The organism is Glaesserella parasuis, assembly GCF_017352235.1.
Lineage (GTDB): Bacteria > Pseudomonadota > Gammaproteobacteria > Enterobacterales > Pasteurellaceae > Glaesserella > Glaesserella parasuis.
On sequence record NZ_CP071487.1, the window covers coordinates 553,817 to 568,566 of the forward strand.

General features: G+C 39.3%; 16 protein-coding genes and 6 tRNA genes. 7 read left to right on the plus strand and 15 right to left on the minus strand.

Annotated features, from left to right (window positions below; all coding sequences use genetic code 11):
• The first annotated feature begins 34 nt into the window (after positions 1 to 34).
• Together J1G47_RS12275 and J1G47_RS02850 are read left to right on the plus strand one after the other, a co-directional pair.
• Positions 35 to 172, plus strand: a complete 138-nt coding sequence (locus J1G47_RS12275) for a hypothetical protein (protein ID WP_416037120.1) — start codon at positions 35 to 37, stop codon at positions 170 to 172.
• 136 nt (positions 173 to 308) lie between these two features.
• On the plus strand, positions 309 to 911 hold the full coding sequence (locus J1G47_RS02850) for an IS256 family transposase, variant Zn-binding type (RefSeq protein ID WP_207326699.1): 603 nt from the start codon (positions 309 to 311) through the stop codon (positions 909 to 911).
• A gap of 164 nt (positions 912 to 1,075) precedes the next feature.
• Here J1G47_RS02850 and tuf read toward each other — a convergent pair whose 3' ends face one another.
• From tuf to J1G47_RS02875, 5 genes are all read right to left on the minus strand, one after another.
• Positions 1,076 to 2,263 (minus strand): elongation factor Tu, encoded by a 1,188-nt coding sequence (gene tuf, locus J1G47_RS02855; RefSeq protein WP_015939681.1) that lies wholly within the window; start codon positions 2,261 to 2,263, stop codon positions 1,076 to 1,078.
• 236 nt (positions 2,264 to 2,499) lie between these two features.
• Positions 2,500 to 2,575 (minus strand) — tRNA-Thr (locus J1G47_RS02860).
• Positions 2,576 to 2,578: 3 nt separating this feature from the next.
• Positions 2,579 to 2,653 (minus strand) — tRNA-Gly (locus J1G47_RS02865).
• Between the two features lie 42 nt (positions 2,654 to 2,695).
• Positions 2,696 to 2,780, minus strand: a tRNA-Tyr gene (locus tag J1G47_RS02870).
• Positions 2,781 to 2,810: 30 nt separating this feature from the next.
• Positions 2,811 to 2,886: transfer RNA gene (locus J1G47_RS02875), tRNA-Thr, on the minus strand.
• 241 nt (positions 2,887 to 3,127) lie between these two features.
• Here J1G47_RS02875 and coaA point away from each other — a divergent pair.
• Positions 3,128 to 4,069 (plus strand): type I pantothenate kinase, encoded by a 942-nt coding sequence (gene coaA, locus J1G47_RS02880; protein WP_005713772.1) that lies wholly within the window; start codon positions 3,128 to 3,130, stop codon positions 4,067 to 4,069.
• A 2-nt stretch (positions 4,070 to 4,071) separates the two neighbouring features.
• A complete protein-coding gene (locus J1G47_RS02885; RefSeq protein WP_075592156.1) occupies positions 4,072 to 4,779 on the plus strand; it encodes a tRNA1(Val) (adenine(37)-N6)-methyltransferase in 708 nt (235 codons plus the stop codon).
• A gap of 93 nt (positions 4,780 to 4,872) precedes the next feature.
• Here the strand turns inward: J1G47_RS02885 and lipA are convergent, their stop codons facing one another.
• From lipA to rsfS, 9 genes are all read right to left on the minus strand, one after another.
• The gene (gene lipA / locus J1G47_RS02890) at positions 4,873 to 5,835 is read right to left on the minus strand and encodes a lipoyl synthase (protein ID WP_005713775.1); all 963 of its coding nucleotides are present in this window, start codon (positions 5,833 to 5,835) and stop codon (positions 4,873 to 4,875) included.
• A 12-nt stretch (positions 5,836 to 5,847) separates the two neighbouring features.
• Complete coding sequence (lipB, locus tag J1G47_RS02895) at positions 5,848 to 6,504, minus strand: lipoyl(octanoyl) transferase LipB (RefSeq protein ID WP_005713777.1); 657 nt, start codon at positions 6,502 to 6,504, stop codon at positions 5,848 to 5,850.
• Positions 6,505 to 6,507: 3 nt separating this feature from the next.
• A complete protein-coding gene (gene ybeD / locus J1G47_RS02900; RefSeq protein ID WP_010786144.1) occupies positions 6,508 to 6,807 on the minus strand; it encodes a DUF493 family protein YbeD in 300 nt (99 codons plus the stop codon).
• A 113-nt stretch (positions 6,808 to 6,920) separates the two neighbouring features.
• Positions 6,921 to 8,102: a serine hydrolase gene (locus J1G47_RS02905; RefSeq protein WP_010786143.1), complete on the minus strand. Its 1,182-nt coding sequence runs from the start codon at positions 8,100 to 8,102 to the stop codon at positions 6,921 to 6,923.
• Between the two features lie 14 nt (positions 8,103 to 8,116).
• Positions 8,117 to 9,109 (minus strand): septal ring lytic transglycosylase RlpA family protein, encoded by a 993-nt coding sequence (locus J1G47_RS02910; RefSeq protein ID WP_005713783.1) that lies wholly within the window; start codon positions 9,107 to 9,109, stop codon positions 8,117 to 8,119.
• 27 nt (positions 9,110 to 9,136) lie between these two features.
• Entirely contained in the window at positions 9,137 to 10,270 is a 1,134-nt protein-coding gene (gene rodA / locus J1G47_RS02915) for a rod shape-determining protein RodA (RefSeq protein ID WP_005713785.1), read from the minus strand.
• Entirely contained in the window at positions 10,263 to 12,197 is a 1,935-nt protein-coding gene (mrdA, locus tag J1G47_RS02920) for a penicillin-binding protein 2 (RefSeq protein ID WP_010786141.1), read from the minus strand. The genes rodA and mrdA overlap by 8 nt, the downstream gene beginning before the upstream one ends.
• A gap of 6 nt (positions 12,198 to 12,203) precedes the next feature.
• Positions 12,204 to 12,671, minus strand: coding sequence for a 23S rRNA (pseudouridine(1915)-N(3))-methyltransferase RlmH (rlmH, locus tag J1G47_RS02925; protein WP_005713791.1), 468 nt, complete (start codon positions 12,669 to 12,671; stop codon positions 12,204 to 12,206).
• On the minus strand, positions 12,672 to 12,986 hold the full coding sequence (rsfS, locus tag J1G47_RS02930; RefSeq protein ID WP_015939686.1) for a ribosome silencing factor: 315 nt from the start codon (positions 12,984 to 12,986) through the stop codon (positions 12,672 to 12,674).
• A 336-nt stretch (positions 12,987 to 13,322) separates the two neighbouring features.
• Here rsfS and J1G47_RS02935 point away from each other — a divergent pair.
• The 3 genes from J1G47_RS02935 to sfsA all read left to right on the plus strand — a co-directional run bounded on the left by J1G47_RS02935 (position 13,323) and on the right by sfsA (position 14,296).
• Positions 13,323 to 13,398, plus strand: a tRNA-Gly gene (locus J1G47_RS02935).
• Between the two features lie 7 nt (positions 13,399 to 13,405).
• Positions 13,406 to 13,492: transfer RNA gene (locus J1G47_RS02940), tRNA-Leu, on the plus strand.
• Between the two features lie 93 nt (positions 13,493 to 13,585).
• On the plus strand, positions 13,586 to 14,296 hold the full coding sequence (gene sfsA, locus J1G47_RS02945) for a DNA/RNA nuclease SfsA (protein WP_005713797.1): 711 nt from the start codon (positions 13,586 to 13,588) through the stop codon (positions 14,294 to 14,296).
• Here the strand turns inward: sfsA and J1G47_RS12195 are convergent.
• Positions 14,288 to 14,677 (minus strand): PTS transporter subunit EIIB, encoded by a 390-nt coding sequence (locus tag J1G47_RS12195; protein ID WP_080724036.1) that lies wholly within the window; start codon positions 14,675 to 14,677, stop codon positions 14,288 to 14,290. The two genes, sfsA and J1G47_RS12195, sit on opposite strands and share 9 nt — an antisense overlap.
• Positions 14,678 to 14,750 lie beyond the last annotated feature (73 nt).

Sequence of the window (14,750 nt, forward strand, 5' to 3'; positions counted from 1 at the left end):
TTTTTGCCACAGTAGCGACATTCACAAACATGGTATAAGAAATAATATTCAACGCTATAAATGTAATGCCTGTAATAAAACATTTACCCTTAAAAAGAAATTAAATCCAATAAGTATTTGGAATGATTATTCAATAGGAAAACAAACCTATAAACAACTTGCCGAAAAATAGCATTGTTCAATTAGAACAATTCAAAGATATCTCGAAAAAGCCCCTAAAACAGCATTAAATCCACCACTATCACGTGATTTAAATATTATTGTAGGATACTACCTTCTTTGGTCGTGAATTTAGTATTTTAGTCCTGATGGATTCGCTTTCTAAAAAAGTGGTTTACCATCGTGTCATCAAAACGGGAAAAGATGTTTATTACAGAATAGCGTTTAATTCACTTCGTATGAAAGGCTATAAAATTCAATCAATTGTCTGTGATGGTAGACGTGGTTTGATGAAAGATTTATTTAATACACCAGTACAGATGTGTCAATTTCATATGGTGGCAATTGTGATGCGGAAATTAAGAAAAAAGCATCAATCACAAGCGGGTAAAGAATTAAAAATAATTGCAAAAACACTCACAAAAAGCTCAAAAAATGAATTTTATCGGCGATTACATTCTTGGTTTATAAAACATCAAGATTTTTTAAAAGAAAGGAGTGATAAAGCGAATGAAAAAGGCTATTTTCCTTATAAACATCGCAATATAAGAAGTGCTTGTGCCAGTTTAAAGCGTTATATGGATTTTATTTTTATCTATGAAAAACATTCTGAATTAAATATAGAAAAGACGACAAATCGCTCAGAGGGGCTATTTAGTGAACTTAAACGAAAATTAAATAATCATAATGGATTAACGAAAAATCGTCAGATATTGTTTATACAGGATTTTTTAAATAAAAAGAGTTGCTAACATTTAAAGAAAATAAACATTAGCAACTGTTTTGTCCACTTGGTATAGTTTTTGACGAATCAGCAACTATTTTGTCTATTACACCAAATAAAAGGGCTGAATACGATTAAATATCGCATCCAGCCCTTAAGATAACAATCTAATCTTCTTAAACTAAAAACAGATTATTTGATGATTTTCGCAACAACACCCGCACCTACTGTACGACCACCTTCACGGATAGCGAAACGTAAACCTTCGTCCATTGCGATTGGGTGAATTAAGCTTACTGTCATTTTGATGTTGTCGCCTGGCATTACCATCTCAACACCTTCTGGTAATTCGATAGTACCCGTTACGTCAGTTGTACGGAAGTAGAACTGTGGACGATAGCCTTTGAAGAATGGAGTATGACGACCACCTTCTTCTTTTGATAATACGTAAACTTCTGATTCGAAGTCTGTGTGTGGAGTGATAGAACCTGGTTTAGCTAATACTTGACCACGTTCGATTTCTTCACGTTTGGTACCGCGTAATAATGCACCTACGTTCTCACCCGCACGACCTTCGTCTAATAATTTACGGAACATCTCAACACCAGTTACAGTTGTTTTAGTTGTATCCTTGATACCAACGATTTCAACCTCTTCACCTGCTTTAATGATACCACGCTCAACACGACCTGTTACTACTGTACCACGACCTGAAATTGAGAATACGTCTTCGATTGGTAATAAGAATGGTTTATCAATCGCACGCTCTGGCTCTGGAATGTAGTTGTCTAAGTGATTTGCTAATTCAAGAATTTTCTCTTCCCACTCGGGCACGCCGTTTAACGCTTGTAACGCTGAACCACGCACGATTGGTGTGTCATCACCTGGGAAGTCATATTGTGAAAGAAGTTCACGAACTTCCATCTCAACTAATTCTAATAACTCTTCATCGTCAACCATGTCGCATTTGTTTAAGAATACGATGATGTATGGAACACCTACTTGGCGACCTAATAAGATGTGCTCACGAGTTTGTGGCATTGGACCATCTGTTGCTGCAACTACTAAGATTGCGCCGTCCATTTGTGCCGCACCAGTAATCATATTTTTAACATAGTCCGCGTGTCCTGGGCAGTCAACGTGTGCATAGTGACGTGATTCTGTGTTGTACTCAACGTGTGAAGTATTGATGGTAATACCACGCGCTTTCTCTTCTGGTGCGTTGTCGATTTGATCAAACGCACGCGCAGCACCACCGAATTTTTTCGCAAGAACGGTTGTGATTGCTGCTGTTAAGGTTGTTTTACCGTGGTCAACGTGACCGATTGTACCTACGTTTACGTGGACTTTATCGCCACGATTAAATTGTTCTTTAGCCATTGTAAAGTTTCCTTTGTTGATGAAATCCCGTAGCACGATATGCACCACAGGGTTTAGAGTAAAAACCTATTATATTGCCATTTATGTTATTTATGAACTTATTTTTTAAACGATATTGGTTTAAAAAAGTCCAGTTAAACAAATATGGTCAAGATGGCATTCTACCACATTAACCAAATTTAGAAATCAAATACTTATTTATGCTAAGGAAAAGATGAAGATAGAAAGTAATGAAGTGGTGCTGATAGGCGGACTTGAACCGCCGACCTCACCCTTACCAAGGGTGCGCTCTACCAACTGAGCTATATCAGCGTTTGGAGCGGGCAGCGGGAATCGAACCCGCATCATTAGCTTGGAAGGCTAAGGTAATAGCCATTATACGATGCCCGCTGTTCTAAATTCGTCTGTCCCAAAGAAATTCAATTAAAGAAATGGTGGAGGGAGAAGGATTCGAACCTTCGAAGGCTGAGCCAACAGATTTACAGTCTGCCCCCTTTGGCCACTCGGGAATCCCTCCACGATAATTGAATACTTGATAACGCTAGAATGGTGCCGACTACCGGAATCGAACTGGTGACCTACTGATTACAAGTCAGTTGCTCTACCTACTGAGCTAAGTCGGCGTTGCGTCGTAAGCAATTAAGGCGCATTATAGGGATTTCGAAAAACCTTGCAAGCATTTTTTTCAAAAAAATTAAAAAATCCATTCTTTCGCTTGTTAAATACGCAAATTGCTGATTTTTTAGATGTTTTTGCTCAATATTGTAAGCTAAAATAGCTACTTTTATTATTTCTATTGTATATTTCGGGTTATTAAAACCGTCGCAATATAAATTATATTCAGCAAAAATAGAGAACTTGGCAATGGGCATCACTAAAATTACGCCTTTTTTAACCTTTAATCGTCAGCAGTGGGCTGCATTACGAAAGTCAGTGCCGTTAAAACTGACCGAACAGGATTTAAAACCGCTTTTAGGTTTTAATGAAGAGCTTTCCCTAGAAGAAGTTAGTACAATTTATCTTCCACTTGCTCGTTTGATCAACTATTACATTGATGAAAATCTCAAACGCCAAGAAGTGTTACATAAATTCTTAGACGTAGAATCGCCGAAAGTTCCCTATATTATCAGCTTAACGGGCAGTGTTTCTGTCGGAAAAAGCACTTCTGCCCGTATCTTACAAGCCTTACTGTCAGAATGGCCTGAAAAACGTAAAGTAGATTTAATTACCACAGATGGCTTCCTCTATCCATTAAAAACGCTACAAGAGCGAAATTTAATGAAGAGAAAAGGCTTTCCTGAGTCTTATGATATTCATCGCCTTATTGAATTTGTTTCTGATATTAAATCGGGCAAACGCAACGTCAAAGCCCCCGTTTATTCACATCTCACTTACGACATCATCCCCGATCAATTTAATGAAGTTGATCAGCCTGATATTGTGATTTTAGAGGGGCTAAATATGTTGCAAAGTGGTATGAACTACCCACATAGCCCACATAGTGTCTTTGTTTCCGATTTTGTTGATTTCTCAATTTATGTTGATGCTGATGAAACCTTATTGAAAGATTGGTATATCCACCGTTTCTTAAAATTCCGTCGCAGTGCATTCTCTGATCCTAATTCTTACTTCCATCACTACTCAAAGTTAAGTGAACAGGAAGCAATCACAACAGCTTCAACAATTTGGGACGAAATTAATGGATTAAATCTACGCAAAAACATTTTGCCAAGTCGAGAGCGAGCAAATTTGATTTTAGTAAAAGGCGAAGATCACGCCATTGAAACCGTCAAATTAAGAAAATAGTAATGAGTGGCTTTCAGTTCAAACAGTTTTTCATTGCACACGACTGCTGTGCAATGAAAGTCAATACAGACGGCATTTTACTGGGCTCAATTGCAGATCCTAGCAATGCACGCCACATTCTCGACTTAGGCACGGGGACAGGGCTTATTGCAATAATGTTAGCCCAACGTACCGCTAGTGCACAAATTACTGCACTTGAACTGGAAGAAAACGCGTTTCACCAAGCTCAAGAAAATGCCCAACATTGTCCGTGGAATAACAGAATTGACGTACTACAAGCGGATATAATGACGTGGAAATCTACCAAAAAATTCGACCTTATCGTATCGAACCCACCTTATTTTGAACATAGTCTCGCAAGCCGAAATAAGCAACGAGATCTTGCAAGAGCTGTGACTTATAGCCATTTTGATTGGCTAAAACGGGCTCAACAGTGGCTAAACCCAAATGGCAGAATTAGCTTTATTTTGCCTATCGATGCTGGAAAAAAATTGTTGGAACAAAGCCATTTATTAGGGCTATATTGTATTGAATACTGGGAAATCTGCACAAAAATCGGACTATCACCTAAACGAGTTATCCTCACTTTTTCACCGCAATATGCTGAAATGGCTTTGCAGACATTGACGATTTATGATGAAAATCAGCGATATACTGCTGACTTTACTCAGTTCACAGAAATATTTTACCTAAAAGTAAACTCTAAATAATAGGTATGTGGTAAGTATGTATCTATATGATACACATAACTAGCTCTAAAATTCCCTTGAAAACTTTCTTATGTGCACCATATGATTTAATTTTCACTTCACCAACCCACCGCTTGCTTGTAAATCTGCGTGGTAGGAAGAGCGGACGAAAGGCCCACAGGCGGCGTGTTCAAAGCCCATTTCGTTGGCTTTTTCACGGAACATATCAAATTCCGTTGGGTGAACGTAACGTGCCACGGGTAAATGGTGGCGACTTGGTTGTAAATACTGCCCTAATGTCAGCATTGTGACACCGTGATCACGCAAGTCTTGCATCACCTGTAAAATCTCTTCGTTAGTTTCCCCTAAACCGACCATAATGCCTGATTTAGTTGGAATATCTGGGAAAACCGCCTTAAATTCTTTGAGTAGTTTGAGCGACCATTCATAATCCGCACCTGGACGAATTTCTTTATACAGGCGTGGCACGTTCTCAAGGTTATGGTTAAATACATCTGGCGGATTTTCTTTTAAAATTTCAATTGCTTGTTCAACACGACCACGGAAATCCGGCACTAAAATCTCAATTTTAATCCCTGGGTTTAACGCACGGATCTCTTTCACACATTCCGCAAAATGCCCTGCACCACGATCAGGCAAATCATCACGATCCACAGACGTAATCACCACATATTTGAGCTTCATATCCTGAATGGTTTCCGCCAGTTTCTTCGGCTCGTCTTTATCTAAAGGCAACGGCTTGCCGTGAGCCACATCGCAGAATGGGCAGCGACGAGTACAAATTGCACCCATAATCATAAAAGTTGCCGTGCCGTGGTTAAAACATTCGTGTAAGTTCGGGCAAGAGGCTTCTTCGCACACAGAGTGCAAGCCGTGGCGACGCATACCGTTTTTGATACTTTCAATTTTTGCTGAGTTGGCTGGCAGTTTAATCTTCATCCACTCAGGTTTTTTCAGTAATTCTTGGTTGGGATCGATATTTTTAACAGGAATAATGGACGTTTTAGCTGCATCACGATATTTCACGCCACGTTCCATTTTAAAAGGTGTACCCATTCGATAATTGTCCTATTTGTTAATAATTTGTTGCTTATTATAGCCGAGAATTTGGGTAAAGTAATCGACCAATTTAGGCGAAACCTTGTCGCAATCGGCTTCAGCTTCAGCGACAAAATCAGCTAATTGACACATTTCCAATCCTGCATAGCCACAAGGATTGATATTGCGAAACGGTGTTAAATCCATCTGGATATTCAATGCCAGTCCGTGAAACGAACAGCCTTTGCGAATGCGTAAACCAAGCGAACAGATTTTCTTACCGTCCACATACACCCCAGGTGCGTCTGGTTTGGGATAGGCATTAATTCCATAATCAGCAAGGGTTTTCACTACACATTGTTCCAATGCTGTCACCAAATCTCGCACGCTCAAATCGTTACCTTTTGTCTTGTGGCGTTTGATGTCGATCAGCACATACATAATTTGCTGTCCTAAACCGTGATAGGTAATCTGCCCACCACGATCCGATTGTACCACGGGGATATTCGTGGGATTGAGCAGATGCTCAGGTTTCCCAGCAGAACCTTGAGTAAACACCGACGGGTGCTGAACCAGCCAAATTTCGTCGGCTGTTTGTTCATCACGGCTATCGGTAAAATCCTGCATTTTGTGCCAAATTTCTTGGTAATCTTGCACACCAAGTTGGCGAATGATAAGTTGGGGCATAGGTTACAATACCATTCTCACGCCTTCAATTTTGGCTAAGTCGGTATAGAGTGTTTCGACTTGTTCGATATTTTCGGCTTGAATAGTGATGGATACAGAGTGATAAGTGCCTTTGCCACTCTCTTTAAGAGATGGATTATAGTCGCCTTTAACCACTTTTTGTACTTCGCTAACGACATCATCGATTAAACCTTCACGAGCCGCACCCACCACTTTGAAAGTGAATGAACAAGGAAACTCGAGCAAGTCTTTGAGTTTTTGTTGTGGAATATCGGCTAAATTTACGCTTTTTGTTTCAGTCATTTTATTGTCCTTTATGAATATGAGAGCGGTGTGATTTTGCAAAAAATTTGCAAGATCGCACCGCTTGTTTGAATGGCACACTAAATGAGGGCAATTCTGATAATTACAAGGGGTTAATTAAACAGACCTTTAACCGTTAAAACGATCCAATCCCACGCTTTGCCAAAGATACCTGCTTCTTGAACATCGTGCATTACTTGTAAATCAACACTCGCCACATCTTTGCCATTGAGTTGATAAATCACTTTTCCAACGACTTGCCCTTTCACTAACGGGGCTTCCAAATTTGTTTTTTCTAGGGTATAGCGAGCTTTAAGTTCTGCTGTTTTACCTTTTGGAACGGTAATGTAACTATCTTGTAATGTGCCTAGTTGAGCTTTGCTTAAATCACCATAATACACCGCTTGTTCAAGCACGCTTTGCCCTGCTGAAAGTGGTTTGACAGTTTCAAAGTTAGCAAATCCCCACTGTAACAGTTTTTTACTTTCCACTTCACGCCCTTTATAGGTTGGTACGCCCATAACCACTGAGATTAAACGGGTATTACTATTGTATGCTGAGGCTACAAGGTTATAGCCTGCTTGATCGGTATGTCCTGTTTTCATTCCATCGACATTGATGGATTTATCCCACAATAAGCCATTGCGGTTAGGTTGGGTAATTTTGTTGTAGGTAAACTCTTTTTCTGAATAAATTTTGTACTCTTCAGGCAAGTCACGAATGATATGAGCGCCGATAATCGCCATATCTCTTGCTGATGAGTATTGTTCTGGGTGGTCTAAACCGTGTACAGTCGCAAAATGCGTATTTTTCAAACCAAACTTCTGCACAAATTTATTCATACTATCAATGAATGTTTGCTCTGAACCCGAAATATGCTCTGCAATCGCAACACAAGCATCATTACCCGACACAACGATAATCCCTTTGTTCAAATCTTCAACAGACACCTGCTGATTAACATTCAAGAACATTTTAGACGAGCCTGGGAATTTTTGTCCCCAAGAGTTTTCGGTGACGGTGACTAAATCGCTGTTTTTGATTTTACCTGTTTTCAAGGCTTCACCAACCACATAGCTCGTCATCATTTTGGTTAAACTTGCAGGTGCTTGGCGTTGATCCGGATTAAGGCTGGCTAATACTGCACCAGAATTGTAATCCATTAAAATATAGGTTTGAGCATTAAGTTGGGGGGCTGCAATGCCATAATCAATATCTTGAGCATAAGCCATATTCACACTTGAATAAGCAATAGCACATAGACTGACCGTTTTGAGTACTTTACTTTTTAACATATAAAAAATCCTATCTATTTTTCTGAATAACTGAATACAGTGTAACCTAAACGGTTGAGCTGCTGTTTAACGTGTTGAGCTTCTTCAGCTGAAGAAACATCAATAATCACTTCATATCTCTTTTCTTTCGTGACAATATGGCTATTCACTGTCGAAATCACTTTCTGTACTTTTTTCGCCATACGTTCATTCTTAAGTTGAGTGACCTTTAACACAAATTTTGGCTGAGAAACAACCGCTTGCGGTGTAGGTTCGGTATCGGCTTTAATGGCAAGTGTTTCACCATCCCCTTTCACTTTAAGGTTCAACCCTTCTTGTTGTGCAATTTGATAGAGTGCTTCCGCCCCTTTCCCAATAATATAGCCTTCTTTATCTACCTGCATAGCTTCCACTCGTACTTTTGCTGTACCAGCACCCACCATACCAATCACTTTAGCAGCACCTTTAGATAAATCAATAATGCGAGTTTTACTAAATGGCCCACGATCATTAATCCGTACTATTACTTTTTTGCCATTGCGTAAATTTGTTATTAAAGCATAAGATCCCAGCGCAAGAGTTTTATGAGCCGCAGTATAACCATTTTTATCAAAAATCTCACCGCTTGCGGTTCTGCGTCCGTGGAATTTATCCGCATAATAACTTGCAGTTCCAACTTCGCTGTACTGACGAGAAGCTTCTTTACCCATTACCGTATGCGTTGTCCCCTTCTCTTGATAGGATTTTTGATTATTTGATATTTTAACGCGTTCTAAATCTGCTCCTTTTACCCCATAAAGTTTTTTTGTTTGATTATCACTAGGAACGGTTGTTTTTGTACTTTTAGTGTTAGAGCTTACAGCTTTCTTCTTTACCTTTTTCTTAGATGTTACTTTTTTTGTCGATTTTTTCTTTACGATAAGCTGCGTTTTAGTTGTTTGTTTCTTTGTATTTGTTGCCATTGTTTCCAATGGTGTAAACATTATCATTGCAGCTAATAATAGCGTAACAATTTTGCCTATTTTCATTAAATTCCCCTTTTAATCATAGAATATTTATTTTTCTGCTAATTTATATGGATTGCTTTTCTCTTTTCGTTCACGATGAACATAACTCGACATCATTAAACCAAAAGCTGCCATTAAGGTAACATAAGAGGTTCCGCCATAACTAAACAACGGCAATGGAACGCCAACTACAGGTAAAATACCGCTTACCATACCGATATTCACAAACACATATACAAATAATAAGAGAGCGGTTCCTCCCGATAAAATTCGTCCAAAGGCTGAGGCAGATTTTGCCCCAATCATTAATCCCCTTGCGATAATAAATAGGTAAATAGCTAATAATACCAAAACACCAATTAAACCAAATTCCTCACTGAGTACCGCAAAGATAAAGTCCGTATGTGGCTCGGGCAAAAAATCTAACTGAGATTGCGTACCTTCCATCCAACCTTTTCCTTCAATACCGCCAGAGCCAATAGCAATTTTGGATTGAATAATGTGATAACCTGTTCCTAGCGGGTCTTTATCGGGATCAATTAACGTCATTACCCTTGTCTTTTGATAATCGTGCATCAAATAAAACCACATTATCGGAATAAATCCTGCTAGAAAGACAATACCAGCCCCAATAAGTTTCCAACTTAACCCAGCAAGAAATAAAACAAACAGCCCAGCGGCACAAACTAAAATAGAAGTACCCAAATCAGGCTGCATTGCAACTAATAATGTTGGCGCAATAATAATCGCCAGAGCAATACTGGTATCGCGTAGATTTGGCGGTAAGGAACGATTACCTAAATAGCTTGCCACCATTAACGGTACAGAAAGTTTGGCAATCTCTGAGGGTTGAAATCGAATAAATCCAAGATTTAGCCAACGTTGCGCGCCCTTACTGATTTCACCTGCCACATCAACCAAAATCAGCAAAATAATACAAACCACATATAGGCAGGGTGATACTTTTTCGTAAAAACGAGGGGGGAACATCGCCATCACAAACATTACCCCTAAACCCAGACACACTTGGATTACTCTGTTGGTAAACATTTTTTCACTGCCACCGCTTGCACTATATAAGACTAACAAACCATAGCCAGTAATTGCCAGCAAGCCGATTAATAGCCATAAATCTAAGGCAAAGATCTTCCAAAATCGTCCTAAAAATGATGATTTATTCACTCAATTCCTCTGCTTCTGGGGGTTCACGTTCTTCTACAGGCAACGGTGCTGTAGCTTCGGTTTGGTGTAACAAAGCATAATCCATAATCTGTCTTGCTATCGGTGCTGCGGTACTACCGCCACCGCCCGCATTTTCTAAAATAATGGAAACCACAATTTTAGGGTTATCATAGGGAGCATACCCAATAAACCAACCGTGATCGTGTAAATTCTTTTTTAAACCTTTGGCATCATAACTTTGTCCGTTTAAACTAAAGACCTGAGCTGTTCCTGTTTTACCTGCAGCTCGATACGCAGTACCAGCAAAGGCTTTTCGCCCAGTACCGTTGCTCGCATTAATTACGTTATACATACCCAGTTTTGAGATCTGCCAATAAAGGCTTGGCACATCAGAAATATCCTCGTATAACAACGGATCTTTATAAGGAATAAGCTCACTCGACATTATCTCTTTCATCAAGTGAGGCGTATTCACCCGCCCATTGTTAATCAGCACTGCCGTTGCTTTTGCCAGCTGTAACGGTGTTGAAATCCAATAACCTTGCCCAATGCCGACGGAAATAGTATCCCCTTGTAACCAAGATTTTCTATAACGTTTCTGTTTCCACTCACGACTTGGCATAATTCCGACGGACTCTTCAGCCAAATCAATCCCCGTTTTCACACCAAAGCCGAATTTCTTCATCCAATCCGACATCTTATCAATCCCCATATCATAGGCGAGTTGATAGAAAAACGTATCAGACGACTCGACAATCGCCCTATTCACATCAGTTCTACCGTGCCCCCCTTTTTTCCAGTCACGGAAACGCTGTGTAGAACCAGGTAAAATCCAAAAACCAGGGTCATAAATTGTCGTGTTTGGAGTAATCTTACCTTCCGTTAAACCTGCTACTGCCATAAACGGCTTAATGGTTGAAGCGGGTGGATAAGTCCCTTGTGTTGCACGGCTATACAATGGGCGGTCAGGATCTTCTAACAACTGCTTATAATCTTTACCCGACACCCCATCAACAAACAGATTATTGTCATAACTTGGGTTTGTCACCATCGCCAAAATACTGCTGTCAGTCGGATCTAAAACAACCACCGCCCCTTTCTGATTATCCAATAAGTTCGCCACATAGCGTTGCAAATCAATATCAAGGCTCAAACGAATACTGCTTCCAGCCACTGCAGGCTGATCACGCAATTTACGAATAACTTTACCACGGTTATTAATTTCCACTTCCTCAAAACCTGTTACACCGTGTAACTGCTCTTCATAAAATTTCTCAATGCCCAGCTTCCCAATATCGTGCGAACCCGCATAATTTCCAAATTTCCCTTCCTCTTGCAAACGTTTCTTATCCCGATCATTAATCTTCGCAACATAACCGAGGATATGGGTCAAAATATCCCCATAAGGATAATTTCGTTTAAAATAAGGGTGAACGTCCATACTTGGAAAACGATACTGATTAACCGCAAAACGAGCCATCTGCTCTTCGGTTAAATCAGGCTTTAATAAAATCGGAGTATAACGAGTTGTACGTTTTTTCTCTTTATGAAAGTTCTCAATATCTTGATCGGTTAAACCCACCAATAATTTTAATTCTTCAAGGGTCTGATCTAGGTTATAGATCTTCTCTGGCACAATATACAAACCAAAATAGGTCAAATTTTCAGCTAAAACCTTACCATTTCGGTCATAAATCAGCCCCCTTGTCGGAGGCACAGGCAATAACTTAATCCGATTTCCATCAGAACGAGTTTGATAAGAGGCATAATCAACAATTTGCAAATGATAAAGATTTGTTAGCAAAATACCTGTTAAAGCAATCACCCCCACAAACGCAATCAAGGCGCGACGTACAAACAGATTTAACTCTGCTTGCCCGTTACGCACCTTGTCATAATTTTGCGGTTTTGCGAATTTACCAAACATTTGCCATTATTCTCGATGATAAGGGTGATTTGTTGTCAAAGACCACGCACGATATAAACTCTCAGCCACCACCACACGCACTAATGGGTGAGGCAAGGTTAATGGCGACAGCGACCAACTCTGCTCTGCCGCCGCTTTACATTCAGGTGAAAGCCCCTCTGGACCACCAATCAATAGACACACATCACGCCCATCATTCTTCCAGCTCTCTAACTGCTGGGCGAGTTGCTCTGTCGTCCAAGGCTTACCAGGAATATCAAGGGTCACAACCTTCGCACGCCCACAAGCTGCCAACATCGCCTTGCCTTCTTGCTCTAGAATGCGTTTAATATCCGCATTCTTACCACGCTTACCTGCAGGGATCTCAATCAGCTCAAAAGGCATATCTTTTGGAAAACGACGCTGATATTCCTCAAAACCTTTGGTAACCCAATCAGGCATTTTAGTTCCCACTGCCACTAATTGAATTTTCATCTACACCCAAAGTTTTTCTAATTGATACATCTCACGACTATCTTGTTGCAAAATATGCACAATCGCCTGCCCAAAATCGACCACGATCCAGTCAGCAACTGCTTTACCCTCGTGAGCAAACACTTCCACACCAGCTTTCTTACTTTCCACAATCAAATTATCTGCAGTAGAAGCAACGTGACGACTTGATGTCCCCGTACACACAATCATCGTTTCAGTAATGCTCGATTTCCCTCTTACATCAATCGCTTGAATATCCTGAGCTTTCAGCCCTTCGAGGGTTTCTGTTAAAAATTGAACTAAATTTATGGTCATATCTTCTATTCAGTCTATCAAAAATTGGTGGATTATAGCATATAAAAGGACGCGATCAGGAAAAAGTAATATGTTTACAAAGGTTTCATAAGTATCATCTCTCTTATATGATGATTTAACTATTTACCTGTAATAGCAAGTATCTACTTATCAGTATTTAAGAAAGTCATAATATAAATGCCCACACTATATCATTAACACTTAATAGAAAAATCCTATTACAGATGCATGAATTTTAAACGTACAACAACCATTATTAATATTTTTATTTGACAGTTAAATTAAATTAATTAGAATAGGGTAAAAAAGCATTATGACACAAATGACTTACTCTATGCGGGAATAGCTCAGTTGGTAGAGCACGACCTTGCCAAGGTCGGGGTCGCAAGTTCGAGCCTCGTTTCCCGCTCCATTATTGTGCCCGAGTGGCGGAATCGGTAGACGCAAGGGATTTAAAATCCCTCGCCTTTCGGGGCGTGCCAGTTCAAGTCTGGCCTTGGGTACCATGTTAAATCTCTTTGAGAAATTCTGTTAAAAAATCACTTAATTAATACCCTGAAGTTTGAAAATTACCCCTAGTTATTTCCGAAGAGGTTTTAATGCTCTTTCCGACACTCTCGTCTGGCATACTAATTCAACGCTATAAACGTTTCTTAGCTGATGTAAAACTTCCAAACGGAGAACAAATCACAATTCACTGTCCCAATACTGGAGCTATGACTGGTTGTGCTAATCCTGGAGACATTGTTTGGTTTTCAACATCAAATAACCTCAAACGTAAGTATGCCTATACTTGGGAGCTCACTCAAACTCAGTCAGGTGATTTTATTTGTGTAAATACACATAGAGCAAACCAACTTGTTTCTGAAGCATTAAAGAATAAATGGATCCGTGAACTCGTAGATTACGATGAAATCTTACCCGAACAGAAGTATGGTCAAGAAAATAGTCGCATTGATTTCCTCTTAAAACAACAAAATTTGTTGGACTGTTTTGTAGAAGTAAAAGCAACTACGCTACTCACTGAAAACGGTATTGGAATGTTCCCTGATACAAAAACTGAAAGAGGACAAAAACATCTAAGAGAATTGATAGCAATTTCCCAGCAAGGGCAACAGGCAGTCATTTTTTTTGCTATTTTACATACAGGTATTAAGGCCTTTGAGATAGCTAAGAAAATTGATGCAAAATACGCTCAAATTTTTAAGGAAGGGATGGATAATGGGGTAAAAATGTTGGTATATAAAACTGAAATGCTTTTCTCTGGAAAAACACCAACAGGAATAGAATTAATTACCCCTTTAATTTAGACACTCTAAATATTTTTTTAAAATAGCATTAATCGCATTCGCATAGCTTTCAGATTTTGTGCCAAAAATAACGTGTACGTTATTTTCAACAATTTGTACCACTTCTGCGGCACCAAATGCTTTTAAGCCTTTACGGTCAATTTTATCTTTTGATTTTAGTTGAACTCTTAATCGAGTTAAACAGAAATCAAGATATTCTATATTTTCTGCACCACCTAATGCAGTGATAATTTTAGGGGCGATTTCATCGGCAGAAAGAGAAAGTTCTACCGTTTCTTTTTCTGAGTTAAACAGGTTTTTTAATAAATTTGAACATAGCGAACTCCTATAAAGTGAAATATGAACAGCGTATATTTTAGACCTAATTATGATAAATTCTATTCATTTTACAAAAATATTGGTTAATATTACCGCTTACACTTGAAACTGATGATATTGCCCTTAAATATGCACG